At 73.3% G+C, this 24,083-nt stretch carries 27 protein-coding genes and 1 pseudogene; 13 read left to right on the forward strand and 15 right to left on the reverse strand.

The window, feature by feature from the left end; genetic code table 11:
• Positions 1–548, reverse strand: a pseudogene (locus tag ACZ434_RS07425) (hypothetical protein); the annotation flags it as partial.
• Entirely contained in the window at positions 539–892 is a 354-nt protein-coding gene (locus ACZ434_RS07430; protein WP_468452745.1) for an NADH-quinone oxidoreductase subunit A, read from the reverse strand. The gene ACZ434_RS07430 and the pseudogene ACZ434_RS07425, both read right to left, overlap by 10 nt.
• A 418-nt stretch (positions 893–1,310) precedes the next feature.
• Between ACZ434_RS07430 and ACZ434_RS07435 the strand changes: the two genes are divergently transcribed.
• The 3 genes from ACZ434_RS07435 (at position 1,311) to ACZ434_RS07445 (ending at position 3,456) form a co-directional block, all read left to right on the forward strand.
• Complete coding sequence (locus tag ACZ434_RS07435) at positions 1,311–1,712, forward strand: DUF6153 family protein (protein ID WP_468452747.1); 402 nt, start codon at positions 1,311–1,313, stop codon at positions 1,710–1,712.
• Between the two features lie 122 nt (positions 1,713–1,834).
• Positions 1,835–2,458, forward strand: a complete 624-nt coding sequence (locus ACZ434_RS07440) for a DUF305 domain-containing protein (RefSeq protein WP_468452749.1) — start codon at positions 1,835–1,837, stop codon at positions 2,456–2,458.
• A 95-nt stretch (positions 2,459–2,553) separates the two neighbouring features.
• Positions 2,554–3,456 carry a F510_1955 family glycosylhydrolase gene (locus ACZ434_RS07445; RefSeq protein ID WP_468452751.1) on the forward strand — a complete coding sequence of 301 codons (903 nt, stop codon included), beginning with the start codon at positions 2,554–2,556 and terminating at the stop codon, positions 3,454–3,456.
• Positions 3,457–3,546: 90 nt separating this feature from the next.
• Here ACZ434_RS07445 and ACZ434_RS07450 read toward each other — a convergent pair whose 3' ends face one another.
• From ACZ434_RS07450 to ACZ434_RS07465, 4 genes are all read right to left on the reverse strand, one after another.
• Complete coding sequence (locus ACZ434_RS07450; protein WP_468452753.1) at positions 3,547–5,808, reverse strand: heavy metal translocating P-type ATPase; 2,262 nt, start codon at positions 5,806–5,808, stop codon at positions 3,547–3,549.
• Between the two features lie 79 nt (positions 5,809–5,887).
• On the reverse strand, positions 5,888–6,166 hold the full coding sequence (locus tag ACZ434_RS07455) for a heavy-metal-associated domain-containing protein (protein WP_468452755.1): 279 nt from the start codon (positions 6,164–6,166) through the stop codon (positions 5,888–5,890).
• Positions 6,167–6,319: 153 nt separating this feature from the next.
• Complete coding sequence (locus ACZ434_RS07460) at positions 6,320–7,063, reverse strand: ABC transporter permease (RefSeq protein ID WP_468452757.1); 744 nt, start codon at positions 7,061–7,063, stop codon at positions 6,320–6,322.
• Positions 7,056–7,997 (reverse strand): ABC transporter ATP-binding protein, encoded by a 942-nt coding sequence (locus ACZ434_RS07465; protein ID WP_468452760.1) that lies wholly within the window; start codon positions 7,995–7,997, stop codon positions 7,056–7,058. The genes ACZ434_RS07460 and ACZ434_RS07465 overlap by 8 nt, the downstream gene beginning before the upstream one ends.
• A gap of 131 nt (positions 7,998–8,128) precedes the next feature.
• Between ACZ434_RS07465 and ACZ434_RS07470 the strand changes: the two genes are divergently transcribed.
• On the forward strand, positions 8,129–8,881 hold the full coding sequence (locus tag ACZ434_RS07470; RefSeq protein ID WP_468452762.1) for a TetR/AcrR family transcriptional regulator C-terminal domain-containing protein: 753 nt from the start codon (positions 8,129–8,131) through the stop codon (positions 8,879–8,881).
• 68 nt (positions 8,882–8,949) lie between these two features.
• On the opposite strand, the gene lysA is transcribed toward ACZ434_RS07470, so the two are convergent.
• The 3 genes from lysA to ACZ434_RS07485 form a co-directional block, all read right to left on the reverse strand.
• Complete coding sequence (gene lysA, locus ACZ434_RS07475) at positions 8,950–10,284, reverse strand: diaminopimelate decarboxylase (RefSeq protein ID WP_468452764.1); 1,335 nt, start codon at positions 10,282–10,284, stop codon at positions 8,950–8,952.
• Between the two features lie 15 nt (positions 10,285–10,299).
• Positions 10,300–10,647: an SAV_915 family protein gene (locus tag ACZ434_RS07480; protein WP_468452766.1), complete on the reverse strand. Its 348-nt coding sequence runs from the start codon at positions 10,645–10,647 to the stop codon at positions 10,300–10,302.
• 840 nt (positions 10,648–11,487) lie between these two features.
• Positions 11,488–12,882, reverse strand: coding sequence for an FAD-dependent oxidoreductase (locus ACZ434_RS07485; RefSeq protein ID WP_468452768.1), 1,395 nt, complete (start codon positions 12,880–12,882; stop codon positions 11,488–11,490).
• 178 nt (positions 12,883–13,060) lie between these two features.
• Between ACZ434_RS07485 and ACZ434_RS07490 the strand changes: the two genes are divergently transcribed.
• Positions 13,061–13,426 carry an ArsR/SmtB family transcription factor gene (locus ACZ434_RS07490; protein ID WP_468452770.1) on the forward strand — a complete coding sequence of 122 codons (366 nt, stop codon included), beginning with the start codon at positions 13,061–13,063 and terminating at the stop codon, positions 13,424–13,426.
• Between the two features lies 1 nt (position 13,427).
• On the opposite strand, the gene ACZ434_RS07495 is transcribed toward ACZ434_RS07490, so the two are convergent.
• Positions 13,428–13,886, reverse strand: coding sequence for an Lrp/AsnC family transcriptional regulator (locus ACZ434_RS07495; protein ID WP_468452773.1), 459 nt, complete (start codon positions 13,884–13,886; stop codon positions 13,428–13,430).
• Positions 13,887–13,948: 62 nt separating this feature from the next.
• Between ACZ434_RS07495 and ACZ434_RS07500 the strand changes: the two genes are divergently transcribed.
• The 5 genes from ACZ434_RS07500 (at position 13,949) to ACZ434_RS07520 (ending at position 17,608) form a co-directional block, all read left to right on the forward strand.
• A complete protein-coding gene (locus tag ACZ434_RS07500) occupies positions 13,949–14,701 on the forward strand; it encodes an AzlC family ABC transporter permease (RefSeq protein ID WP_468452775.1) in 753 nt (250 codons plus the stop codon).
• Positions 14,694–15,023, forward strand: a complete 330-nt coding sequence (locus ACZ434_RS07505) for a branched-chain amino acid transporter permease (protein ID WP_468452777.1) — start codon at positions 14,694–14,696, stop codon at positions 15,021–15,023. Before ACZ434_RS07500 ends, ACZ434_RS07505 begins: the two co-directional genes overlap by 8 nt.
• Before the next feature lie 193 nt (positions 15,024–15,216).
• Positions 15,217–16,416: a hypothetical protein gene (locus tag ACZ434_RS07510; RefSeq protein ID WP_468452779.1), complete on the forward strand. Its 1,200-nt coding sequence runs from the start codon at positions 15,217–15,219 to the stop codon at positions 16,414–16,416.
• 10 nt (positions 16,417–16,426) lie between these two features.
• A complete protein-coding gene (locus tag ACZ434_RS07515; RefSeq protein WP_468452781.1) occupies positions 16,427–17,017 on the forward strand; it encodes a hemerythrin domain-containing protein in 591 nt (196 codons plus the stop codon).
• Positions 17,018–17,023: 6 nt separating this feature from the next.
• A complete protein-coding gene (locus tag ACZ434_RS07520; protein ID WP_468452783.1) occupies positions 17,024–17,608 on the forward strand; it encodes a DUF1360 domain-containing protein in 585 nt (194 codons plus the stop codon).
• Positions 17,609–17,637: 29 nt separating this feature from the next.
• Here the strand turns inward: ACZ434_RS07520 and ACZ434_RS07525 are convergent, their stop codons facing one another.
• From ACZ434_RS07525 to ACZ434_RS07540, 4 genes are all read right to left on the reverse strand, one after another.
• Entirely contained in the window at positions 17,638–18,159 is a 522-nt protein-coding gene (locus ACZ434_RS07525; protein WP_468452945.1) for a hypothetical protein, read from the reverse strand.
• A gap of 89 nt (positions 18,160–18,248) precedes the next feature.
• Complete coding sequence (locus tag ACZ434_RS07530) at positions 18,249–18,848, reverse strand: sigma-70 family RNA polymerase sigma factor (protein ID WP_468452785.1); 600 nt, start codon at positions 18,846–18,848, stop codon at positions 18,249–18,251.
• 221 nt (positions 18,849–19,069) lie between these two features.
• The gene (locus ACZ434_RS07535) at positions 19,070–19,729 is read right to left on the reverse strand and encodes a hypothetical protein (RefSeq protein ID WP_468452787.1); all 660 of its coding nucleotides are present in this window, start codon (positions 19,727–19,729) and stop codon (positions 19,070–19,072) included.
• A gap of 102 nt (positions 19,730–19,831) precedes the next feature.
• A complete protein-coding gene (locus ACZ434_RS07540; RefSeq protein ID WP_468452789.1) occupies positions 19,832–20,254 on the reverse strand; it encodes a MerR family transcriptional regulator in 423 nt (140 codons plus the stop codon).
• A 339-nt stretch (positions 20,255–20,593) separates the two neighbouring features.
• On the opposite strand from ACZ434_RS07540, the gene ACZ434_RS07545 reads away from it, so the two are divergent.
• Both ACZ434_RS07545 and ACZ434_RS07550 read left to right on the forward strand, forming a co-directional pair.
• On the forward strand, positions 20,594–22,102 hold the full coding sequence (locus tag ACZ434_RS07545; protein WP_468452791.1) for a SulP family inorganic anion transporter: 1,509 nt from the start codon (positions 20,594–20,596) through the stop codon (positions 22,100–22,102).
• 53 nt (positions 22,103–22,155) lie between these two features.
• Positions 22,156–22,785 carry a glyoxalase gene (locus ACZ434_RS07550; protein ID WP_468452793.1) on the forward strand — a complete coding sequence of 210 codons (630 nt, stop codon included), beginning with the start codon at positions 22,156–22,158 and terminating at the stop codon, positions 22,783–22,785.
• Here ACZ434_RS07550 and ACZ434_RS07555 read toward each other — a convergent pair.
• The gene (locus ACZ434_RS07555; RefSeq protein WP_468452795.1) at positions 22,779–23,486 is read right to left on the reverse strand and encodes a CAP domain-containing protein; all 708 of its coding nucleotides are present in this window, start codon (positions 23,484–23,486) and stop codon (positions 22,779–22,781) included. The two genes, ACZ434_RS07550 and ACZ434_RS07555, sit on opposite strands and share 7 nt — an antisense overlap.
• 60 nt (positions 23,487–23,546) lie before the next feature.
• Between ACZ434_RS07555 and ACZ434_RS07560 the strand changes: the two genes are divergently transcribed.
• On the forward strand, positions 23,547–24,083 hold a 537-nt coding region (locus ACZ434_RS07560), incomplete at its 3' end, for a hypothetical protein (RefSeq protein WP_468452797.1).

The raw sequence follows: 24,083 nt of genomic DNA on the forward strand, positions 1-24,083 counted from the left end.
TGACCGGTCCCGTCATGGCCGGTGCCACCGCGACCGGTGCCGCCGTGACCGGTCCCGTCATGGCCGGTGTGTCCGTTGCCGTGGTGGCCGGCCTCCGGGCCCTCGGCGTGGTGCCGTGTGTGTGCGCCGCCTTCGAAGCCGCGATCGGTCTCCTCCTGGTCGGTAGCCACCGGTTCCGTGCCGTGTCCTCCGTGCCCGTTCGTCCCCGCGGTGCGGTCGGTCTCGCCCCGGTCGTCCTCCAGCGCGTTCAGCCGAGCGCGGCCGGCTTCGAGAACCGACGGCACCTCTCCGGCCGTCACGGCCCGTACGCGCACACGCGGCCGGGGCATGTCCCGCCACAACCGATCCAGCGCCGGCCCCAGCCGCGAGCAGTCACGGCCTGCCACCAGCATCACGTCGGCTCCCGCCGGGGTCGACGCCGACGGCCAGTCGCGCGACCGCAGTTCCCGCTCGGCGGCCAGCCGCACCGCGGTACCGCCCGGCGTGGTCACCAGCAGGACGCGGGGCCGGGCGGCCGCCGCGCGGGCCAGGACGGCGGTCAGGCCCACCGCAGCGCTCCTTCCCGCCACGCGTACACCACACCGGCGAGCAGGACGGCGAGGAAGACGAACATCTCGATCACCGCACCGGGCCCCATCACGGAGACGACCAGCGTCCACGGGTACATGAAGACCATCTCCATGTCGAAGGCGAGGAAGAGCATCGTCACCGTGTACCAGCGCATGTGGAAGCGGCTGACCGCGTGTTCCGCCGGCTCCAGTCCGGATCCGAACGGCTGCGCGGGCGACGGCGGACCGGACGGGATCCGAACCGCGCGGGCCGCCCCGTACGCCCCGGCCACCGCCAGCAGGGCCAGGCCCAGCAAGGACAGCGCCGCGGTGAAGCCGCTCACCGGATGCCACCACCCAGGAGGTACGTCCCACGCCCCGTGACGCGTACATCGAGACGTCCCCTGGCGGGCGCTCTCCCGCCCGCGCTCCGCGTCGAACCCATCTGTCGCTCCGTTCCCACGGTGCCGGAAGCGCCTGGGTACCCCCCGGAGGCATACGCAGTCCCGAAGGGCACGAGTCGCACGTGGCGTGGAGAAACGGCGGTCGGCACGCTCAACCACCCGGCGTCGAGTGCTACGGCCACGGTGCCCGACGCCCGCACACCGCGCGAGGCGACCGGGTCCATCGGTGCCGCGCGGGTGAGTCCGCGCGTCGGGCGGAGGCGAGGGGCGCCTCCGTCCGCACGATCAGGCACCCCACCGCGTGCCGGGGCGACGACGTCATGTCCCCGCTTCCGCGAGGGGCTCGTACGATGACTGCGTGACCAGGAGCACCCGATCGAGCAGCCGCCCCGCCGGGCGGCTGTTCGTGCTGCTGGTGATGGCGGTGCTGACCGGTGTGCTGGGGATGCACGGCCTCGCCCCCGGTGTGACACCGGCGGTGCATACGGGTGCCGGCCACGAGATGGTGGTGGCCGCGGCGGACGGCGTTCCGCAGGCGGCCGGCGGATGTACGCACACGGATGGCGGTTCGGGGCACCTCGAGCATGCCGATGGGACGTGTGCGGCCGCCGGCATCGGTTCGGCCTACACGCCGCCCGCGCTGACGGGCGCCGTGCTGAGCATGCCCGCGGCTCCCTCGCCCGGTGCGGCGTTCCCGGGGTCGCCGCACGACGGACGAGCCCCGCCCGACCTCTCCGAACTTCAGCTCCTGCGGATATAGAGCGACCCGCTCGGCTCCCGTGCGTCCGGCGCTCGCCGGTGACGGGGGCCGTGCCGGCGCACGTTCTGCATCCGTTTCCACCGCGTGCCGCACAGCGACGCGCGTCAAGGAGTCGTACCACCATGATCCGCAAGCGTTCCCTCATGCGCCGTACCGCCGCCGTGGCCGCCGCGGGGGCGGCAGCACTGGTCCTGGCCGCCTGTGGCGGCGACGGCGACGGCCCGGCCGGGCACGGCGGCCACGCCGCCACCGCTTTCCCGTCCGCCCCGGCGTCGCAGGGGCAGCACAACGCTGCTGACGTCGCCTTCGCGAAGGGGATGATCCCCCACCACCGTCAGGCCGTCGAGATGGCCGACCTCGCGCCCGGCCGTGCGCAGTCGGCCGAAGTGAAGAAGCTCGCCGCCGCCATCAGGAAGGCCCAGGACCCGGAGATCAGGACACTCTCCGGCTGGCTGACCTCCTGGGGCGAGAAAGTGCCCGCCGACGGCGCCATGGACCACTCCGTGCACGACATGGGCGGCATGATGACGGCCGAGGAGATGACCGGGCTCGAGAACGCCTCGGGCAAGGCGTTCGACACCGCCTTCATGGAGTTGATGATCAAGCATCACGAAGGCGCGGTCGACATGGCGAGGACCGAGCAGGCCGACGGCGCCCACGGACCGGCCAAGAAGATGGCCGGAGAGATCATCGACTCGCAGAGCGCGGAGATCGAGCAGATGAACGAACTGCTCGGCAAGGGCTGACCGCGGCACGCCGGTGCGGGGCGGGCGCCGAGGGCGCCCGCCCGGCACCGGCCTCCCTCCCCTCGTCTCCCTCCTCACTGCTTGGACCTCACACCATGACTCGCATACCGCTGCCCCGTCCGCGTGCCCTGATTTTGCTCGCGGCCGTCGGCCTGCTCCTCACCTCGTGTTCCGCCACCGACACCACCACCGAATCCGGCACGGAGGGAAAGGCGCCCGATCCCGGCACCGGACACCTGCACGGCCTGGGCGTCGATCCGGCCGACGGCACGGTCTACGCCGCCGGCCACCACGGCGTCTTCCGCCTGGAGGACGGGACCGCGACCCGGGTCGCCGACCGCTACCAGGACACCATGGGCTTCGCCGTGACCGGCCCGTCCACGTTCCTGGCCAGCGGTCATCCCGGCCCCGCGGACACCGACACCCGGCCCGCTCATCTGGGCCTGATCCGCAGCACGGACGCCGGGCTCACCTGGCAGGCCCTCTCCGCCGAGGGTGAGGCCGACTTCCACGCCCTGGAGCAGGCCGGTGACGCGCTGTACGGGTTCGACAGTCAGAGCGAAAGGGTGTGGGCCAGTACCGACGGGGGCCGCACCTGGAGCAAGCGGGCGAAGGGCCCGGTGCTCGACCTCGCCTCCCACCCCGACAGCGCGGCCACCGTGTGGGCGGCCACCGGCACGGGCCTGTCCCGCAGTGACGACGGCGCACGGACCTTCCACCCCGTCCCCTCGGCGCCCGGCCTGGTCGCGGTGGAGGAGCCGGAGCCGGGCGAGCTGCTGGCGCTCACGCCCGACGGCCGGATCCTCGCCGGCCGCGACGGGCGGACATGGGCGGAGCAGGGCCGCTTGCCCGCGGGCGGAGAGGGCAGGGTACTGACCGCGGTGACCGCGCAGCACCTTCTGGCGGCGGACAGCGCGGACGTCATCCACGAGTCCGTCGACGGCGGACGGACCTGGATGTCCCTGCATCGCCCGGCATCGGGGGCCGATCACTCCTAGAGCACCGTGACGGACGACGAGGGGCGGGCCCGGTGGCCCGCCCCTCGTGCGCTCTGCGGAGGAAAAGCGGTTGTCAGCTCGCCGCGGTTGTCAGCTCGTCGGCCTGAAGCCCCGCAGTCGCAGGCTGTTGCCGACGACGAAGACGGAGGAGAAGGCCATGGCCGCTCCGGCGATCATCGGGTTGAGCAGCCCGGCCGCGGCGAGCGGCAGGGCGGCGACGTTGTAGGCGAAGGCCCAGAACAGGTTGGACTTGATGGTGCCCAGTGTCTTGCGGGCCAGCCGTATCGCGTCGGCGGCCGCGCGCAGGTCGCCGCGGACGAGGGTGAGGTCGCCGGCCTCGATGGCGGCGTCGGTACCGGTGCCCATGGCGAGCCCCAGGTCGGCCTGGGCGAGCGCGGCGGCGTCGTTGACACCGTCGCCGACCATCGCCACCGAATGGCCCTCGCCCTGGAGGCGCTTGACGACGTCGACCTTGTCCTCGGGCATGACCTCGGCGATGACGTGCTCGGGAGCGATGCCGACCTCCGCGGCCACCGACTCGGCGACGGCCCGGTTGTCGCCGGTGAGGAGGATCGGGGTCAGGCCCAGGGAACGCAGCCGGCCGATGGCTTCTGCGCTGGTGGCCTTGACCGCGTCGGCGACCTCCAGGACCGCCCTGGCCTCGCCGTCCCAGGCGACCGCGATGGCCGTACGCCCGGCGGCCTCCGCCTCGGCCTTGGCCCGTGCCAGACCGGCGGGCAGCTCCATGGCCCACTCGGCGAGCAGCTTCTCGCGGCCCACGAGGACGGCGTGGCCCTCGACGACGCCCTGAACACCGAGACCGGGGACGTTGGCGAAGTCCTCCGGGGCGGGCAGGGTGCCGACCCGTTCGGCGGCGCCCGCGGCCACCGCCCGCGCGATCGGGTGCTCGGAGGCGTGCTCCAGGGCGCCCGCCAGCCGGAGCACGTCACCCTCGTCGGTGCCGTCGGCGGTGTGTACGGCGAGCAGGGTCATGCGGCCGGTGGTGACGGTGCCGGTCTTGTCGAGGACGATGGTGTCGACCTTGCGGGTGGACTCCAGCACCTCGGGGCCCTTGATGAGGATGCCGAGCTGGGCGCCGCGCCCGGTGCCGACCATCAGCGCGGTCGGCGTGGCCAGGCCCAGGGCGCAGGGGCAGGCGATGATCAGGACCGCCACGGCGGCGGTGAACGCGGCCGTCAGCCCGGAGCCGTTGCCGATCCAGAAGCCGAGGGTGGCCAGCGAGAGGGCGATGACGACGGGCACGAAGACGCCGGAGATGCGGTCGGCGAGCCGCTGGGCGGCGGCCTTTCCGTTCTGCGCGTCCTCCACCAGTTTCGCCATCCGCGCCAGCTGCGTGTCGGCGCCGACCCGCGTCGCCTCGACCACCAGCCGGCCGCCCGCGTTCACGGTCGCTCCGGTGACCGCGTCGCCCACGCCGACCTCGACCGGCACCGACTCACCGGTGAGCATCGACGCGTCGACCGCCGAGGTGCCCTCGACGACCGTGCCGTCGGTCGCGACCTTCTCGCCGGGACGGACCAGGAAACGGTCCCCGGTCCTCAGCTCGGCGACCGGGATCTGCTCCTCGGCTCCGCCCCGCAGTACGGTCACGTCCTTGGCGCCGAGCTCCAGCAGGGCCTTCAGCGCGGCCCCCGCCTTGCGCTTGGAGCGGGCCTCGAAGTAGCGGCCCGCCAGGATGAACGCGGTCACCCCGGCGGCGGCCTCCAGGTAGATGTTCCCGGCGCCGTCGCTGCGGGCGATGGTCAGCTCGAAGGGGTGTGTCATGCCCGGCGTGCCCGCGGTCCCGAAGAACAGCGCCCACAGCGACCACAGGAACGCCGCCGACGTCCCCACCGAGATCAGCGTGTCCATGGTCGCCGCACCGTGCCGGGCGTTGGTGAACGCGGCCTTGTGGAAGGGCCAGGCCGCGTACGTCACCACGGGCGCCGCCAGCGTCAGCGACAGCCACTGCCAGTACTCGAACTGCAGTGCCGGCACCATCGCCATCGCGATGACCGGGACGGCCAGCACCACGGCGGTGACCAGCCGCTCCTTCAGCGGCCGCAGTTCGTCGGCGGCCTCGGCGCGCTCCGGGCCGGACTCCGGCTCGGCACGCACCGGCTCGGGCTCGCGGGCGGTGTAGCCGGTCGCCTCGACGGTGGCGATCAGGTCCGGCACGGACACGTCGGCGCCGTAGCTGACCTTGGCCTTCTCCGTCGCGTAGTTGACGGTCGCGGTGACCCCGTCCATCCGGTTGAGCTTCTTCTCGATCCGGGCGGCGCACGAGGCGCAGGTCATGCCGCCGATCGCGAGTTCCACCTCGGTCGGTGCGCCGGTCGTACTGGTGGTCATCACTACTCCTCGGGCTGATCAGGGCACAGGGTAAAGGGGGGCCGGGCCCATGGGCGGGCCCGGCCGGTGCGCGGGCGCTTCAGGCCGCGCGGCCGGTGAGCTCGTAACCGGCGTCGTCGACGACCTTGGCCAGCAGCGCGTCGTCGGGCTCGTCCGCCGTGGTGACGGTGACCTGGCCGGCCTCGAGGTCGACGTCGACCGCCAGGACCCCGTCCAGGGCGCCGATCTCCTTGGTGAGCGTGGCTTTGCAGTGCCCGCAGGTCATCCCGGAGACGTTGTAGACGGTGGCGGTGCCCGCGGTGGCCGTCGCCGTGCCGGTGCCGGTGGAGCAGCTTCCGTCGGGGGTGCAGCAGGACATGCTTCCTCCTAGATGATATCGCGTACCCCTGGGGGGTACCGCCGTCATCACTATGTATACCCCCTAGGGGTATGGAGGGCAAACATCGAGTCCCCTTCGGCACTGCCTGCGGGGCCGGCGGGGCGGTCGGCCGCCGGGAGTGGCCGGGCGGTTCTAGGCCGTGCGCCGGGTGAACAGGAGGCCCGAGGCCGCCGCCGAGGCGGTGAGGATGCCCGCGCACCAGGCGAGTGCCACCCATCCCGTCGAGCCCACCGGCTGCCCGAGCAGCAGTCCGCGCAGCGCCTCGATGACGTGGGTGAGGGGCTGGTGAGTGGCGAAACCCTGGAGCCAGGACGGCATGGTGTCGGTCGGCACGAAGGCGCTGCTCGGGTAGGGCAGGAAGCTGACGAAGAAGGTGAACCCCCCTGCCGCTTCAGGCGACTTGACCAGCAGGCCCACCGCGGCGGACAGCCAGGAGAGCGCGGCGATGTAGACGACCAGGAGGCCGATCGCGGCGAGCCAGCCGCCGGGGCCGGCCGAGGGGCGGAAGCCGATCGCGAAGGCGAGTGCGAAGACCAGGGCGGTGGCGACGAGGTTCCGGGCCGTGGAGGCGAGGACGTGACCCGCGAGGATCGGCGTGCCGCCGATGTCGAGGGAGCGGAAGCGGTCGATGATGCCGCCCTTGAGGTCCTCGGTGACGGCCACGGCGGTGCTGGCGGAGCCGAAGCCGGCGCACAGCAGCAGGACGCCGGGGACGACGTACGTGACGTACTGCGTCCCGGTGTTGATGGCTCCGCCGAAGAAGTACACGAAGATCAGGAGCAGCATCACCGGGAGCGCCATGGCCACGATCAGGGCGTCGACGTTGCGGCGGCTGAGCCGGAGGGAGCGGCCGGTCATGATGAGGGCGTCAGACATGGCTGGGCTCCTGGTGCGGGGGCTTGGTGAGGGTCAGGAAGACGTCGTCGAGGGTGGCCGTGTGCAGCGTGAACCGCTGGATGGCCGTGCGGTCGGGGTCCAGCTCGTCGAGCAGTGCCCGCACCCGGCGCGCGTCGCCGTCGGTGGGGAAGCCCAGGGTGCGGGTCCCGGGCTCGTGGTGCACCGCCCGGGAGGCCAGGCGCAGGTAGGCGGCCCGGTCGGTCAGGACGACGTCGAGGCGGTGGCCCGCGATGCGCCGCTTCAGCTCCTCGGAGGTGCCCTCGGCGACCAGTTCCCCGCCGTGCAGCACGGCGATGCGGTCCGCGAGCCGGTCGGCCTCCTCGAGGTACTGGGTGGTCAGGAAGACCGTCGTGCCCCGCGCCGACAGGTCTCGCACCACGCTCCACAGCTCCTGGCGGCTGCGCGGGTCGAGGCCCGTCGTCGGCTCGTCCAGGAAGATGACGTCGGGGTCGCCGACCAGGGACGCGGCCAGGTCGAGGCGTCGCCGCATGCCTCCCGAGTACGTCCTGACCAGGCGGTCGGCGGCGTGGGTGAGGTCGAAGCGGTCGAGGAGTTCGGCGGCCCGGGTGCGCGCGGCGGCGCGTGAGCCGCGGGCGAGCCGGGCCATCATCCGCAGGTTCTCGGCGCCGGTCTGCATCTCGTCGACCGCGGTGAACTGGCCGGTGAGGCTGATGGCGCGGCGGGCCCGGGCCCGGTCGGTGCGCAGGTCGTGCCCGGCGACCCTGGCGGTGCCCGCGTCTGCCTCGGTGAGCGTGGCCAGGATGCGCACGGTGGTGGTCTTGCCCGCGCCGTTCGGGCCGAGCAGGGCGTACACGGTGCCGCGTGGCACCGCGAGGTCGAGGCCGCGCAGGACGTCGACCTTTCCGTAGGTCTTGCGGAGGCCGGTGGCCTCGATTGCGGGTGCGTCGGACATGGCCTCGCCTCTCCCTGTCGGTTTACTGCGTAATCCATACGCGGTATAGCGTAAGGGTTACGCAGAACTAGGATGTGCGTCAAGCCGGTGACCGGAGAACCGGTCCCGGCACGCGGAGGGAGGCGACGCGCATGGCGGCGGAGGACGAGGACACCGGCCTGCCCGCGAGCCTCGCCACGGCCTGGGGGCTGCGGGAACGCCCCTCCAAGGGGCCGAAGCCGGGGCTCAGCCTGGAACGCATCGTGGCCGCGGCGGTGGGGGTCGCGGCAGCCGAGGGTATCGGGGCGGTGTCGATGGGCCGCGTCGCCAAGGAGCTGGGCGCCTCGCCGATGTCGCTCTACCGGTACGTCGGAGCGAAGGACGAGCTCTACGTATTGATGCAGGAGGCCGTCATGCCGGCGCCTCCCGAACCGCTGCCCGCCGGGGCCGGGTGGCGCGCCGGGCTGACGCGGTGGGCGGAGGCGCAGCGCGCGGTCTTCCACGAGCACCTGTGGTTCCTGCGGATCCCGGTCTCCGGGCCGCCCGCCAGCCCGAGGTCGGTGGCCTGGATGGAGCACGGCCTCGCGGCGCTGGACGGCACCGGGCTCGACGAGAGCGCCAAACTCGGCGTGCTCATGGTGGTCGGCGGCTATGTGCGCAACGAGGCGATGCTGATGTCCGACCTGGACGCGGCGATCACGGCGAGTGGCCACACCCCCGACGAGGTCATGCGCCGCTACCGGCGCACCCTCGCCACCCTCACCGACCCCGAACGGCACCCGGCGGTCACGCGCCTGCTCGGCTCCGCCGTCCTGGACGGGACGGAGGAGCCGGACGCGGACTTCGAGTTCGGGCTCGGGGTCGTACTCGACGGAGTGGCGGCACTGATCGCGCGGCACGGCTAGCACGCCGGGTCACGGGCGGGAGACCGGCGCCGGTTCCCCGCGGCCGGCGCGCCCCCGGCCCGCGGGCGCTACAGGCCGACGTCGCGGTCGCGGATGTCGGCCAGGGACTCGCGCCGGATCAGGAGGCGGGCGCGGCCGTCGCGGACGGCGGTCACGGGCGGACGGCCGACCAGGTTGTAGCCGGAGGCCATGGACAGGTGGTACGCGCCGGACACGGGCAGCGCGATCAGGTCCCCGGGGCGCACGTCACCGGGCAGGTCCACGTCGGACGCCAGGACGTCGCCGGCCTCGCAGTGCCGTCCCACCACGGTCACCCTCGCCGGGTCGGCGGTGGCCCGCCGGCCGACGAGGCGGGGTGCGTACCGTACGCCGTACAGGGCGGGGCGCGGGTTGTCGCTCATGCCGCCGTCGACGGCCACGAACACCTGATCGCCCGTGCGTTTGACGGCCAGCACGCGGTAGAGGGCGATGCCCGCCGGGCCGGCGATGGCCCGTCCCGGTTCGATGATCAGACGGGGCTCCGGCAGTCCGGCCGTGGCGCACGCGTCGGCCAGTTCCGTGCGGATCCTGCGGGCCAGTGCCGTCACGTCGAGGGCCGGTTCGCCGGGGCGGTAGGCGATGCCGTGCCCGCCGCCGAGGTCGAGTTCGGGCAGGACCAGGCCGTGCTGCCGGTGCAGGCTGACCATCAGGCCGACCATGCGGCGCACGGCGACGAGGTACGGCTTGACGCCGGTGATCTGGGAGCCCAGGTGGCAGTGGAGGCCGGTCAGTCGCAGCTGGGGCTGTTCGAGGATGCGGGCGATGGCGTGCTGGGCGTAACCGTCGGCGATCGACAGGCCGAACTTCTGGCCCTCCGTGCCGGTGCGGATCTTCTCGTGGCCGCCGGCGCTGATGCCGGGCACCACCCGGGCCATCACCTTCTGGTGCCCGCCCGGGCCCACGGCTGCGGCCAGCCGTGCGATCTCGGAGGGGCTGTCGATGACGATGCGGCCCACGCCCAGCCGCAGGGCGGTGCCGAGATCGCGCGGGGACTTGGCGTTGCCGTGCAGCACGATGCGTTCCGGCGGGAAGCCGGTGGTGACGGCGAGTTCGAGTTCGCCGGCGGAGCAGACGTCGAGGCCGAGGCCCTCCTCGTCGATCCAGTGGATCATGGCCCGGCACAGGAACGCCTTGGCGGCGTAGAGGATCTCCGCGTCGGGAAAGGCGTGCCGGTAGGTGCGGCAGCGTTCGCGCACCTCCGCCTCGTCGAGGACGTAGACGGGGGTGCCGAAGCGGTCGGCGATCTCGCCGAGGGGCACGCCCCCCACGGCGAGGTCGCCGGGCGCGGGCTCCGTGGTGGACGCGGGCCACACCGACAGGTCGGCGGCGGCGGCCCGGGGTGCGGGTACGTGGACGGTGGTCATGCGGTACGTCCCCTCTCAGCCGGCCCGCAGTGCGGGAACGGGCGCCGGTGCGGCGGGCACGGCCCCGGCCGGAGCGGCCGGCGGGGCGGTGAACTGCGGGTCCACCGTGACGGTGGTGACCCCCAGCGGTGCGGTCAGCGCCCGCAGGGCGGGCTCGGCGAGACGGATCCACGGCTGGCCGGCGCCGAGGGTGGTGACGAGCGCCCGCTCCGAGGTGAAGCCGACGGCGGTGCGCCGGCCCAGTGGTGTGCGGAAGAGCCGGGTCGTGCATCCGGAGGGGCCCGGCCGGACCGGGACGTACAGGGGTCCGGCCGGGAACCGTTCGGAGGGCTCGGGGTCCTCGCCGTACAGCGGGTCTGCCATGGGTTCCTCCCGAGGCCTGCGGCGGTGCGCAGGAGCGTGGATGGGTGGTCCGAGGCCCCGGTCGCGGGGAGGCGCGCCGGGGCACGTCATCGACGCTATGCCCGGGGCCCCGGCCGGCCGGGGGGCCCTTGACGGGACGCTGACGATGATCCGGACGATGTTGACGGGATGCTGACGCATCGGCAGGGGCCGCCGACGCCACCGAAACCGCAGACGGGTTGCCACGACACCCGAACCGGGACGCACACGGATACGGCCGCCCAGACGGACCCGACGCACCGTCGGCGGGACGCGCGGGGCAGACCGGAACGGCGACCGTGACGTGAGGCGTGCGCCCCGGCGACCGGTGACGGGGGCGGGACGCAGTCGGCCCGGACCGGCACATACGAGCATGCGGCCCAGCCAGGCGGGCCTGACGCTCCATCGGCGGGACGCACGAGCGAACCGGAACAGCGACCGCGGCGGGAGGCATGCACCCCGACGGCCGATGACGGCGCGGAACGCAGTCGGCCCGACGCACCGTCGGCGGGACGCGCGAGCGGACCGGAACAGCGACCGTGGCGGGAGGCGTGCACCCCGGCGGCCGATGACGGCGCGGGACACGTCGGCCCGCACCAGGGCGTACGAGCATGCGGCCGGCCAGGCGGGCTCGGCGCACCGTCCGCGGGACGCGTGGGCGGGGCGGAGCGCGGCCGTGGCGGGGGGCGTGCGCCGCGGTGACCGGTGTCGGGCGGGACGCGCGGGTGGGCTGGGGCGGGGCGGTTTCCGTGGTGGGCGGGTGCGGGGGCGCGGCCGGTCCCCCGTGCCGGTCGCGGCCCCGCTGTCAGGGGTGGGCGGCGGTCACGCGCCGCAGCAGCCGCCCGCCGGGGCCTCCCCGGTGGCCGCGCCCGCCGTCGTGGGCGTGCCGAGCAGCACCGGCTGCGGCTCCGGCGCGGCGCAGCAGCCGCCGTCGGCCTGTTCGGCGTCGGGGGTGTCGAACAGACCCGCGCCGCCGCAGACTCCGGTCTCGGGGAGGGTGAGTTCGACGCGGTCGGCGGATTCCAGGTCGCCGGCGATCGCCGCGACGACGGAGCGGACCTGCTCGTACCCGGTCATGGCGAGGAACGTCGGGGCGCGGCCGTAGGACTTCATGCCGACCAGGTGGATGCCCTGTTCGGGGTGGGAGAGCTCGCGGTGGCCGTGCGGGTACACCGTGCCGCAGGAGTGCTGGTTGGGGTCGATCAGCGGCGCGAGGTCGACCGGGGCCTCCAGGCGCTCGTCGAGGCGGAGGCGGACCTCGGAGAGGAAGGAGAGGTCCGGGCGGAAGCCGGTCAGCACGACGACCTCGTCCACGGGCTCCAGACGCCGGCCGTCCTCGCCCACCAGGATCAGGCGTCCGTCGCCGTCGCGTTCGATCGCCTCGGTGCGGAAGCCGGTCACCGCGTCCGCGTGCCCCTCGTCGACGGCGGCCTTCGCGGCGAGGCCGAGGGCGCCGCGGGCGGGGAGCTGGTCGGCGGTGCCGCCGCCGAAGGTGGAGCCGGAGATGCCGCGGCGCAGGATCCACACCGCCTGCGTCCCGGTGCCGTGCTCGGACCTGGCCAGGTCGGCGAGGTACGCGAGCGCGGTGAAGGCGGAGGCGCCGGAGCCGATGACGGCGGTGCGCCTGCCCGCGTGACGGGCGCGGACCGCCGGGTCCGTCAGGTCCGGGACGCGGTACGTGACCCGGTCGGCCGCCGCCTTCTCGCCGAGGGCCGGCAGGCCGCTGCCGCCGGCCGGCGACGGGGTGGTCCAGGTGCCGGACGCGTCGATCACCGCGCGGGCGAGGACACGCTCCTCGCGGCCGTCCGTGTACGCGACGTGGACGACGAAGGGCTGGGCCGCGCGGTCGGCGTCGACGACGCGGTCGCGGCCGGCCCGGGAGACGCCGGTGACCTCGGCGCCGGTGCGGACCGTGTCGCCGAGGGCGTCGGCGAGCGGCTGGAGATACTGCCGCGCCCAGTCACCGCCGGTCGGGTACGCCGTCGGCTCGGGGCGCGTCCAGCCGGTGGACGCGAGGAGCTTCTCGGCGGCCGGGTCGACCACCTCGCCCCACGTGGAGAACAGCCGTACGTGGCTCCACTCGCGCACGGCCGCTCCGGCGCTGTCGCCCGCTTCCAGGACGAGGGGCTCGATGCCGCGCTCGCGGAGGTGGGCGGCGGCGGCCAGGCCGACGGGACCGGCTCCGATGACGACGACGGGGAGCTGCTGGGTGCTCATGATGCTCGGTCTCCTCGGTGGGCGAACGGAGACGGCGCGCGACTCCTGGTTCGACTGCTTCGAAACTGAACGACTGCTCGACTGCACGACTGGACGACTCGACGACTCGACGACTGATTCGATGTCTGTCGATACAAAGGAGCTTGGCACCGGCATCGACGAGTGTCAACATAGACGTATGTCGAATTCAGAGGCAGTGGCGCTTCCCGTCGTGCAGGACTGCGATGCCGCGCCCTGCTGCCCGCCGATCACCGCCGGGGAACTGTCCCGGGCGGACGCGGAGAAGATGGCCGCCATGTTCAAGGCGCTGTCGGACCCGGTGCGGCTGCGGCTGTTCTCCAAGGTCGCCTCGCACCCGGGCGGCGAGGCCTGCGTGTGCGACATCGCCGACGTCGGCGTCTCCCAGCCGACCGTCTCCCACCACTTGAAGAAGCTGCGCGAGGCCGGCCTGCTGACCTCCGAGCGGCGCGGCACCTGGGTCTACTACCAGGTCGCGCCGTCCGTGGTGGCGGCCATGGCCGCCCTGCTCGACCTCGGCGACTGAGTCAGTCGTTCACCTTGATCGTCTTCATGGTGAGGTGGGACGTGAGGCGCTGCACGGCGGGCAGGCCGCTGAGCTTCCGGGTGAGGAAGGCCTCGTAGGCGTCGTGGTCGGCGACGGCGACGCGGACGACGTAGTCGGGGCGTCCGTACATGCGGCGGAACTCGATGACTTCGTCGTAGGCGGCCACGGTCTCTTCGAACGCCTCGATGGTCCTGCGGTCGTGGGCGTAGATCTCGACGTCGATGAGGACCTCCAGCCCGCGCCCCAGCGACCCGGGGTCGATGACGGCCCGGTAGCCGGTGATGACGCCGGCGTCCTCCAGGCGCTTGACCCTGCGGAGGCAGGGCGGCGGGGTCAGGCCCACCCGCTTCGCCAGCTCGACGTTGGACAGACGGCCGTCCCGCCTCAGGTGGAACAGAATTTCCCGGTCCACCGCGTCCAGGCCCTGTTCATTGCTCATAGGCCGATCGTACGGGCACAACCGGTAACCATATAAGGTGACATCTTTCCTAACATTGCGGCATGCGCACAAGCTCCGCCGTCGCTGACAGACCCCGGCCCGCCACCGCACCACCGCCGCCGCCGCGCGAGGCGCCGGCCGCGCGGGCCGCCTTCAGGGACTGCGCGGCCGTCGGCATGGGCATGCTTCCGCTCGGTCTCGCGTTCGGCGCGCTCGTCGTCCAGTCCGGACTGGACTGGTGGTGGGCGGGGCTGTCCGCCGCGCTGATCTACGGCGGCTCGTTCGAGTTCCTCCTCATCGGCATGGTCACCGCCGCCGCTCCGCTGGCGTCCATCGCCGTGGCCGCGTCGCTGGTGCAGGGCCGGCACGTCTTCTACGCCCTGTCCTTCCCCCTGCACCGCGTACGGGGGCGTCTGGCCAGGACGTACAGCACGTTCGCGCTCACCGACGAGGCGTACGCCCTGACCTCCACCGAGCGGGCCGACGCCTGGACCGGCCGGCGCATCCTGTGGCTGCAGTTCTTCCTGCACCTGTACTGGGCGGGCAGCGCGACGGCCGGGGCCCTGCTCGGCTCCCTCGTCCCCGACGGCGTCACCGGTCTGGACTTCGCGCTGACCGCCCTGTTCACCGTGCTCGCCCTCGACGCCGTGCGTGAGCTGCGCGGCGATCTGCCCACCCCGGTCCTCGCCCTGCTGTGCGCGCTGGCGGCCCGCCTCCTCTTCCCCGGACAGATGCTCCTGGCCGCGTTCCCCCTGTTCGCCGCCGGACTCCTGGCCCGCCACCTCGCCACCGGCAGGAGGCCCGCCCGTGTCTGACACCCAGTACGCCATCACCGCGATCCTCGTCACCGCCGCCGTCACCTGGTCCCTGCGCGCCCTGCCGTTCGCCGCCCTGGCCCCGCTGCGGGCCAGCGCCACCGTCCGGTACCTCAGCCGCCGGATGCCCGCCGGCGTCATGGTGATCCTGGTCGTCTACTGCCTGCGCGACCTGCCGGCCGGCGAGGCGCGCGCCGTGGCCCCCCTGGCCGCCCTGGCCGTCACCGTCGCCGTACACCTGTGGCGGCGCAACGCCCTGCTCAGCATCGTCGCCGGCACGGCCGTCCACGTGGCCCTGGCCAGCACCGTCTTCGCGGGCTGAGCCGCACGGCCACCGGCGGGCTACGGACCCCGCCGGTGCCCGTTGACCCACCAGGGGGAACCCCGCGGCCCGCGGGTGTGAGCGGTGGCTGAAAAGCACCCATGGTGAACAGACTGGGGAGCCGGTCCGTGCCCGTCACCCGGAACGGGGTACCCCGGCGACGCGCGAGTCCCCTCGTCCCCCGGAGGCCCCCATGACGTTCAATCCGCTGGAGCAGCGGGGTATCCCGCTGGACCGCCAGGTACGCAGCTGGCGTGAGCTCAACGTGGACCCCATCGACCCGGACCACTGCGACCCGTACACCCGCTGCCGCGTCATCACGATGAACGGCATCGAGGTGGAGGCGATCCTGTTCAGCCATCAGCTCGCCCGGCACACCGTCGACCCGGAGATCAAGCGGCAGCTGGCGCGGGTCCGCTACATCGAGGCGCAGCAGCAGAAGGTGGTGAACTGGCTGCTGCCGGGGGTGTCGTCCGTGCTGGAGACGACGATCGCCTACGAGCAGGTGGCGGTGGACCTGACGGCGTGGGTGGCGCGGATGGAGCCGGACCCCTACCTGAAGCAGGCGTACGAGTTCGGTGTGCTGGAGGACTTCGACCACCTGTACCGGTACGCGAACCTGTACGAGATGATCGAGCACCGCAAGGCCGAGTCGATCGTCGACAACCTGACCGAGGTCATGCCGGGCAGGCCCACGAGGTTCCACCACCGGGACCCGTACGACAACGTCCGCGACCCCTACGCCAAGGACCGAGCCAACCCGCTGTCGAAGCTGCACGCGCTGACGGTCATGTCGGCGGAACAGCAGACGATGAACTTCTACATGAACACCGGCCCCACCTACATGGAGCCGATCGCCCGTCAGCTGTACCAGGAGATCGGGCTGATCGAGGAGGAGCACGTCACGCACTACGAGTCCCTCGTGGACCCGGGCGAGACGTGGTGGGAGCAGCTCGTGAACCACGAGTACAACGAGTGCTACCTGTACTACTCCTTCATGGAGCAGGAGAGCGACCCGAAGGTGAAGGCCGTTTGGGAACTGCACCTGAACATGGAGCTGGAGCACCTGCACGCCGCCTGCGACCTGATGCGCCGGCACGACGGCCGCGACCCCGCCTCGGTCCTGGCCCCGGAGCTGCCCCAGGTGCTCACTTTCGAGCCGAACAAGGGCTACCTGCGCGAGCTGCTCGACACTCAGATGGACCTGACCACGCTCGGCGCGGGCTATGTGCGCGAGGCGCACGAGCGGTTCGAGAAGATGCAGGAGGCCATCCACGGCGGCGAGGCGCCGCCGAGCGACCGGGTGATGGCCGACCACGACGAGATGTTCGGACGCGAGTACCGCGTCCAGTCCGAGGGCGAGCACCCCGACCCCGCCATGCGCGAGAAGTGAGGGAGGCGCCATGTCCGAGCTGCACACCCCGCACGCCGGGGACGACCACGCCAGGGACGACGACGTCGTCGCCCTGCTGATGCGCCAGCACGGCGACATCCGCAACCTCTTCGACGAGGTCGAGGCAACCCGGGGCGAGGAGCGCCGCGACGCCTTCCGCCGCCTGGTGCGGCTGCTGGCCGTGCACGAGACCGCCGAGGAAGAGGTCGTCCACCCCTTCGCCCGGAAGGGCTTCCCCGGCGGCGAGCAGATCGTGCGGGACCGCCTCGCCGAGGAGAAGGCGGCCAAGGAAACACTGGCGGCCCTCGACGAGCTGGACACCGACGACCCGACGTTCATGCCCCAGCTGCTCAAGCTGCGCAAGGACGTCCAGGCGCACGCCCGGGCCGAGGAACGCTACGAGTTCACCCACATCCGCCGCAGCGCCGACGTCACCGGCCTCGCCACCATGGCCAAGGCGCTCAAGGCGGCCGAGGCGATGGCACCCACCCGGCCGCACCCGGGTGTCCAGTCCGGCGCCGCCAACATGGCCCTCGGCCCGGTCGCCGCCCTCATGGACCGCACCAAGGACGCCGTGCGCAAGGCCATGGGCAAGGACTGACGCCGTATGGGCCGGAACGGGACAGGGGCGACGGGCCCCGCGGCGGCGACGGACCCCGCGGCCGACGGCCGCTTCACGGCCCGGGTGGGGCGCCGGCTGCGACGCACCGGACGGGCGTACGCGGCCGGGGAAGAGCGCCCGCTGCGTGGCTACCTGGCCGCCATGACCGCCTTCGGCGCGTACACGGCGGGGTGGGCGACGGTGGTCCGGATGCGCGGCCGTCCGCTGCCGGAGCGGCCGGTGCCGTGGGACGTGGCACTGACCGCGGTGGCGACGTTCCGGCTGAGCCGGCTGCTGAGCAAGGCGTCGGTCACCAGTCCGCTGCGGGCGCCCTTCACCACGTACCGGGGCCCGCAGGGGCCGGCCGAGCTGCACGAGGAGGCACGGTCCGAGGGCGCCGCGGACACCGTCGGTGAGCTGGTGACCTGCCCGTTCTGCATGAGCGTCTGGGTGGCGTCGACCCTCACCGCCGGGCAGCTGCTCTGGCCGCGCGCCACCCGCACCACCATGGGGGCGCTCACCGCGCTGGCCGGCGCGGACGCGTTGCAGCTCCTCTACGGCAGGCTGGTCGACAGGACGACCGGCGAGTGATCCCGTCCCGTCCCGTCGCGTCGTGGCGGTCAGCGTCCCGGGGGCGGCGGGCCCACGTCGGAGTGGCGGCCGGGGCGCACGGCGGCGTGACGCTGCCCGGGCCCCGGACCCGACCGGGCGGCCAGGGCGTCGGCGACGGCTCCGGTGGCGAAGGCGTACACCGTCTTGTGGAGCAGGTCGACGGCGAGTTCGCGGCGCGGCCAGGTGGCGGGCGGGGCGCCGACGCCGGTGGCGTTCTCCAGGATCTGATCGCTGGTGAGCCGCACGACGCCGAACTGCGCCGACGACCATGCGCCGCGCAGTCCGGCCTGTGACATCACCGACCTGAGAACGCCGAGGAGGGCGCCCTGGCCGAGGTGCATGGCCAGGTTCACCGGCACGGGCTGACGGCCCGGGTACTCCCTCATCCCGGTGAGGCGTTCCAGGGTCCGGGCGGGCACATGGGAGTCACGACGTCCGGTGAGCCGCTGCTCGGCCTTCTCGCCCAGCGTCATGACCAGCACCCCGGCCGTACCGGCGACCAGTCCCTGCCACAGCGCGCGCTTCATCATGCGGAGGCGGGTACCCACGCCTCCCCCGGCTCACCTGCCCCGGTCGCTGCGGGCAGCGGCACCGGCGGCGGTGGCCGAGGCGGGGCGGGTCATGCGGGTTCCGTCTTGTCCAGGAGGGCCAGCAGGGTCGTACGGGCGCGGGCCACGCGGGAGCGGACCGTGCCGACCGGGCAGCCGCCGATCCGGGCCGCCTCCGCGTAGGGCAGGCCCAGCATCTGGGTGAGGACGAACGCCTCGCGCCGTTCGTCCGGAAGCGTGGCCAGCAGGTCGAGCAGGGCGACACCGTCGTCGAAGCCGGGCAGGCCGCGCGGCTGGGACCGTTCGACGGCGGACTGCCAGTCCAGGACGTCGGACAGGCGGGGCCGGGCGGCGTCGTACCGGTAGCGGTCGATGACGGCGCGGCGGGCGATGGACAGCAGCCAGATACGGGCCGAGGAACGGCCCTCGAACCGGTGGAGGCTGCCGAGCGCGCGCAGGAAGGTGTCCTGGGCGAGGTCGTCGACGGCCTGGGGGTCGCCGCACAGATGGGTGACGTAGCGCAGCACGTCACGGTGGAGGGCGCGGACGAACCGCTCGCCGGCGTCGGCGTCACCGCCGCGGGCGGCCAGCGCCCAGGCGGTTATCGGCTCGTCGGCCGAGGGGTCCCGTTCGGTCGTGCGGGAGGCACGGGGCAGGGCGGATGCGATCACCTTGGTGTCCTTCTCGGAATCCGTGATCCGGACCGGGGCACGGGTGGGCGCGGACGGTCCGGTGAGGGGGGACGGCCCTACGGCGGCGGGCAGAGGGACCGGCACGCGGGCGCGATCGCGGGTGGGCGCGGGTGCGGCAGCGTGACGGCGGCTGCACGGGCGTACGGCCGGGACCGGGGGCGCGGTGCGAGGGCGGCCCCGGGGCAACCAGCTGCGTCGGATCAGACGGCAGCAGGCCCCACGGGCGGTCCCCGGGAGGTGATCGCGTGGACGAGCAGGCGAAGGCGCGGCGCACGGTCCGAGCGGGGGCGGGGGCGGCGGGTCCGGGAGCGGTCCCGGGCGACGGGGAGGGCGAGCAGCAGGCGCAGGGGCGCCGCCAGCCATCCGGCCACCGCCCGCAGGAGACGGAAGGCGGCCTTCTCGCCGTACGCCAGCCACAGACCGGTCAGCAGCGCGGCGAGCAGGTGGGCGGCGAGCATCCCGGACGACGAGGTGTCCCCGGCGCCGCCGCTCATGGAGTGCCCCATGTGGCTCAGGGGGTGGTGCGTGGTCGGGTGCCCCATAGGCATGGAGGACGTGTGTGTCGCCCCCATGTCGTGCGCGCCCACAGCAGCTGCGCCCATGGTGGCCGGCTGGGCGAGGGAGAAGGCCGAGTGGAGCGCCGTCTGGGCCGCGACCGCGACGGCCACGACCGTGGGAAGGCCCCGCTCCCGGCCGGCCAGGCACCATCCGGCGGCGCCCGTCACGATTCCTCCGGCGCCCAGCGTCCACGCCGGCACGTCACGTCCGGACATCAGGACGTGGCCCAGGGCGGCGAGCACCACACAGACGGCCGCGAACACCGCGGCCCGTACCGTGCGAGCGCACCACCCTGCCGTCATGGCGCCTCATCCTCGCATCCGGGCCCGGTGCACCACAGGAGGATCGGAATTCCGCCCTTCCGCCGCCCCGCCGGCCTTCCGCCCGCCTCGCGCCCCTGCCGCTCAGCGCGTGGGCGTGGGCGTGGACGCGGGCGCCGACGCGAGGCGCCGGGCCAGGTCGCCGGCGAACTCCTCGGCGCGGGCGAGCTGGGTGCGCAGGGTCTCGACCCTCTCCTGGGCCGCCCGCTCGAAGCCGCGGACGCGTTCCAGCAGGGTTTCCCGCAGCTCGGGGGAGAGCGGCTCACCGGAGTCGAGCCGGTCGGTGGCGTCGAGCAGGGAACGCATCTCGTCGAGGGAGAAGCCGAGCGGCTTCATCCGGCGGATGACCATCAGCCGGGCGACGTCGGCCTCGGTGTAGAGGCGGAAGCCGCCCTGGGAGCGGGCGGACGGGATGACGAGGCCGGTCTCCTCGTAGTGCCGGATGGTGCGCAGCGACAGCTCGGTCCGTGCGGCGACCTCGCCGATCTGCATGTGTGCGCTGCTCACGCGAAACGCCGTCCTCATCTCTCACCGGGCCTGCGGTCGGCCGGATCCGATCTCTACCCTAACGTTAGGGTAGAGTTTCCCGGGTCGGCCGTGCCGGGGCCGACGACGCCCCCGGCGAGAACCATTGTCCACGGAGGAGAGCGCCGGCGTCCCCGAGCGTCGGCCCGCCGTCGCCCGCCGCACGCCGGTCCGCGCCGCTCGCGGACCTCGCCGACGGCCCTCCGGCACCCCCGAACCGCTTCCCGAACACCAGCACGCCCGTACGTACGCCCCGTAAGCCCCATGCACGCCCGCCCGCTCCGATACCGGGCGCGCCCGAGCACGACAGGTTCCCTCGTCTTGTCCACCTCCGCACTGTCCCCGTCCGCCTGGCTGCGCGGCCCGCGGCGCCCGTCCTGGCTGTCCGACCCGAAGGTGCTGCGCACCGAGGTGCTGGCCGGTCTCGTCGTCGCGCTGGCGCTGATCCCCGAGGCGATCTCGTTCTCGATCATCGCCGGGGTCGATCCGGCGGTCGGCCTGTTCGCCTCGTTCACCATGGCGGTGACCATCGCCGTCGTCGGCGGCCGACGGGCCATGATCTCCGCGGCCACCGGCGCCGTCGCCCTGGTCATCGCGCCGCTCAACCGTGAGCACGGTTTCGGGTACCTGGTCGCGGCCGTGATCCTCGCCGGTGTCTTCCAGATCGTCCTCGGCGCTCTCGGGGTGGCCAAACTGATGCGGTTCGTGCCGCGCAGCGTGATGGTCGGCTTCGTGAACTCCCTGGCCATCCTCATCTTCATGGCACAGGTCCCGGAGCTGACGGACGTGCCCTGGCCGGTCTATCCGATGCTCGCCGCGGGACTGGCGCTGATGGTCCTCTTCCCGAAGGTCACCACCGTGGTCCCGGCGCCGCTGGTGTCCATCGTGGTCCTCACCGTCATCACGATCGCGGCCGGGATCGCGGTGCCGACCGTGGGCGACAAGGGCGAGCTGCCGTCGTCGCTGCCGGTGCCCGGACTGCCGGACGTGCCCTTCACCCTCGACACCCTCACCACGATCGCGCCGTACGCGCTCGCCATGGCCCTGGTCGGGCTGATGGAGTCGCTGATGACGGCCAAGCTGGTCGACGACATCACCGACACCCGCTCCTCCAAGACCCGTGAGTCCGTCGGCCAGGGTGTCGCCAACATCGTCACCGGCTTCTTCGGCGGCATGGGCGGCTGCGCGATGATCGGCCAGACGATGATCAATGTGCGGGTGTCCGGGGCCCGTACCCGCCTGTCGACGTTCCTGGCGGGCGCGTTCCTGATGGTGCTGTGCATCGTCTTCGGACCGGTCGTCTCCGACATTCCGATGGCGGCGCTGGTCGCGATCATGATCATGGTGTCGGCCGCCACGTTCGACTGGCACTCCGTCGCCCCGAAGACGCTCCGGCGGATGCCCGCCGGGGAGATCACCGTCATGGTGGTCACCGTCGTGTGTGTGGTCGCCACCCACAACCTCGCGATCGGTGTGGTGGTCGGCTCGGTCACCGCGATGGTCGTCTTCGCCAAGCGGGTCGCGCACCTCGCCGAGGTCACCGCCGTCACCGACCCCGACGGCGGCACGGTCGTCTACCGGGTCACGGGCGAGCTGTTCTTCGCCTCCTCCAACGACCTGGTCGGCCGGTTCGCCTACGCCACCGACCCGGACAAGGTCGTCGTCGACCTGTCCGCCGCGCACATCTGGGACGCCTCGTCGGTGGCCGCGCTGGACGCCATCGAGACGAAGTACGCCCAGCGCGGCAAAAGCGTGGAGATCGTCGGCCTGAACGAGCCCAGCGCCCGGATCCACCGGACGCTGAGCGGTGAACTCACCGGCAGCCACTGACCGGTCAGTTCTCGAGAAGCGTCGGCGGCCGGGGCGCCCCTACCGTCGAAGGCATGAACTCCATCGAGTCCGTGACCCTCGAGGTGGCCGACCCCGAGGCCGCCGCCCGCTTCTACTCCGACGCCTTCGCACTGGACCCGGCGCGGGTGCGCGTGCGGGGCTCACAGGCCCCCACGACCGGTTTCCGGGGTTTCACGCTCTCCCTCGTGGTGTCCCAGCCGGGCGACGTCGACGCGCTGCACGCCGCCGCCCTCGACGCCGGCGCCACCGGCCTGAAGCCCGCCGCGAAGTCCCTGTGGGGCTACGGCGGTGTCGTCCGGGCCCCGGACGGCACGGTCTGGCAGCTCGCCACCTCCTCGAAGAAGGACACCCGGCCGGCCACCCGCGCCATCGACGAGATCGTGCTCCTGCTGGGCGTCGAGGACGTCAAGGCCACCAAACAGTTCTACGTCGAGCGAGGGCTGACCGTGGGCAAGAGCTTCGGCGGCAAGTACGTCGAGTTCACCACCGCCCCCGACACGGTCAAGCTGTCCCTGTACAAGCGCCGCGCCCTCGCCAAGGTGGCCGGCGTCCCCGCCGACGGCACGGGATCGCACCGGCTCGCGGTCGGCAGCCCCGTCGGCCCGTTCACCGACCCGGACGGCTTCGTCTGGGAAGCCCCCGGCCGGCGGCCGGATCAGTAGCCGAACACCTGCGTCCACGTCCAGTCGTTCTGGGTCACGCCGACGCCGAGTGCGGTGAGGGAGCAGTTGAGGATGTTCGCGCGGTGGCCCGCGGAGTTCATCCAGGCGTCCATCACGCTCGCGGCGGAGCTCTGGCCCCGGGCGATGTTCTCGGCGCCGGGGCTCGGATGGCCCTGGGCCTTGGCGCGGTCCGCGAAGCTGCTGCCGTTCTGCCCGGTGTGGGAGAAGTAGTTGTTGGCCGACATGTCCTCGCTGTGCAGCTGCGCCGCCCTGGCCAGCCGGTCGTCGAGCTTCACGGGGCCGCAGCCCGCCTTGGCGCGCTCGGTGTTGGTGAGGCTCAGGACCTGCGCGGCGGGGCCCCCGGCCGGGGGCGCGGCCGGCTTCTCCGGCTTCGGCTTCGGCTTCGCGGGCGGCTTCGCGGCTGCCGAGGTGCGTGCGGGGGCGGACTTCGCCTCGGACTCGTCCGGGCCGGGCGTGGCGGAAGGCTTCGGCTTCTCGGCGGACGCGCCGGCCGAGGGGGAGGACGACGGGGAGGGGAACGCGGAGGAAGCCCCGGCGGACGGGGTGGCGGTCCCCGGGGTGGGTATGGACGACTCCGGGGCGCTCTCGGCCGCCGCCCGCACCCGGTCGGCGTCGCCGTCCGGGGTCAGGATGGCTATCCCGGATATCGTGCCGCCGGTGACCAGCAGCGCCGCGGCCACGGCGGCGACGGTCCTGCCGCGCCGCTTGCGCCGGCGGCTGCGCGCGCGAAGGTGCGCACGGTGGCCCACGACCGTGCCGGAGTCGGCACTCCCGACGGTCGACTCACGACCGGCACCGTCCCCGTACGCACCTGCCGCCCGGTCGTCCGGGGCGGGCCCGGGCCCCGGGTACGCGCCGTTCTGACCCGGCGCGCCACCGTGGCCCGGGTACGCACCACCCTGACCCGGGGCGCCACCAGAGCCGGGGTACGCACCACCCTGACCCGGCGCGCCACCGTGGCCCGGGTACGCACCACCCTGACCCGGCGCGCCACCGTGGCCCGGGTACGCACCACCCTGACCCGGTGCACCTCCCGCACCCGGGAAGCCGCCGCCCTGGCCCGCCGGGCCTCCCGTCGGCTCGACAGCGGACGGGCCTTGCGTCGGCTGCACGGCGGTGGCCCACGGGTCGCCCGTCCCGGTGGGGCCCGCGGGCCCGCCACCGTGGCCCGGGTACGCGCCGCCCTGACCCGGTGCACCTCCCGCACCCGGGAAGCCGCCGCCCTGGCCCGCCGGGCCTCCCGTCGGCTCGACAGCGGACGGGCCTTGCGTCGGCTG

Source organism: Streptomyces sp. NPDC030893, from assembly GCF_055571535.1.

What these genes read in the sequence shown, in the direction of transcription:
- ACZ434_RS07440 (WP_468452749.1), top strand. Translation starts at nt 1,835, where the DNA reads ATGATCCGCAAGCGTTCCCTCATGCGCCGTACCGCCGCCGTGGCCGCC.
- ACZ434_RS07445 (WP_468452751.1), top strand. Translation starts at nt 2,554, where the DNA reads ATGACTCGCATACCGCTGCCCCGTCCGCGTGCCCTGATTTTGCTCGCG.
- ACZ434_RS07450 (WP_468452753.1), bottom strand. Translation starts at nt 5,808, where the DNA reads ATGACCACCAGTACGACCGGCGCACCGACCGAGGTGGAACTCGCGATC.
- ACZ434_RS07455 (WP_468452755.1), bottom strand. Translation starts at nt 6,166, where the DNA reads ATGTCCTGCTGCACCCCCGACGGAAGCTGCTCCACCGGCACCGGCACG.
- ACZ434_RS07460 (WP_468452757.1), bottom strand. Translation starts at nt 7,063, where the DNA reads ATGTCTGACGCCCTCATCATGACCGGCCGCTCCCTCCGGCTCAGCCGC.
- ACZ434_RS07465 (WP_468452760.1), bottom strand. Translation starts at nt 7,997, where the DNA reads ATGTCCGACGCACCCGCAATCGAGGCCACCGGCCTCCGCAAGACCTAC.
- ACZ434_RS07470 (WP_468452762.1), top strand. Translation starts at nt 8,129, where the DNA reads ATGGCGGCGGAGGACGAGGACACCGGCCTGCCCGCGAGCCTCGCCACG.
- lysA (WP_468452764.1), bottom strand. Translation starts at nt 10,284, where the DNA reads ATGACCACCGTCCACGTACCCGCACCCCGGGCCGCCGCCGCCGACCTG.
- ACZ434_RS07480 (WP_468452766.1), bottom strand. Translation starts at nt 10,647, where the DNA reads ATGGCAGACCCGCTGTACGGCGAGGACCCCGAGCCCTCCGAACGGTTC.
- ACZ434_RS07485 (WP_468452768.1), bottom strand. Translation starts at nt 12,882, where the DNA reads ATGAGCACCCAGCAGCTCCCCGTCGTCGTCATCGGAGCCGGTCCCGTC.
- ACZ434_RS07490 (WP_468452770.1), top strand. Translation starts at nt 13,061, where the DNA reads ATGTCGAATTCAGAGGCAGTGGCGCTTCCCGTCGTGCAGGACTGCGAT.
- ACZ434_RS07495 (WP_468452773.1), bottom strand. Translation starts at nt 13,886, where the DNA reads ATGAGCAATGAACAGGGCCTGGACGCGGTGGACCGGGAAATTCTGTTC.
- ACZ434_RS07500 (WP_468452775.1), top strand. Translation starts at nt 13,949, where the DNA reads ATGCGCACAAGCTCCGCCGTCGCTGACAGACCCCGGCCCGCCACCGCA.
- ACZ434_RS07510 (WP_468452779.1), top strand. Translation starts at nt 15,217, where the DNA reads ATGACGTTCAATCCGCTGGAGCAGCGGGGTATCCCGCTGGACCGCCAG.
- ACZ434_RS07515 (WP_468452781.1), top strand. Translation starts at nt 16,427, where the DNA reads ATGTCCGAGCTGCACACCCCGCACGCCGGGGACGACCACGCCAGGGAC.
- ACZ434_RS07520 (WP_468452783.1), top strand. Translation starts at nt 17,024, where the DNA reads ATGGGCCGGAACGGGACAGGGGCGACGGGCCCCGCGGCGGCGACGGAC.
- ACZ434_RS07525 (WP_468452945.1), bottom strand. Translation starts at nt 18,159, where the DNA reads ATGATGAAGCGCGCGCTGTGGCAGGGACTGGTCGCCGGTACGGCCGGG.
- ACZ434_RS07535 (WP_468452787.1), bottom strand. Translation starts at nt 19,729, where the DNA reads ATGACGGCAGGGTGGTGCGCTCGCACGGTACGGGCCGCGGTGTTCGCG.
- ACZ434_RS07550 (WP_468452793.1), top strand. Translation starts at nt 22,156, where the DNA reads ATGAACTCCATCGAGTCCGTGACCCTCGAGGTGGCCGACCCCGAGGCC.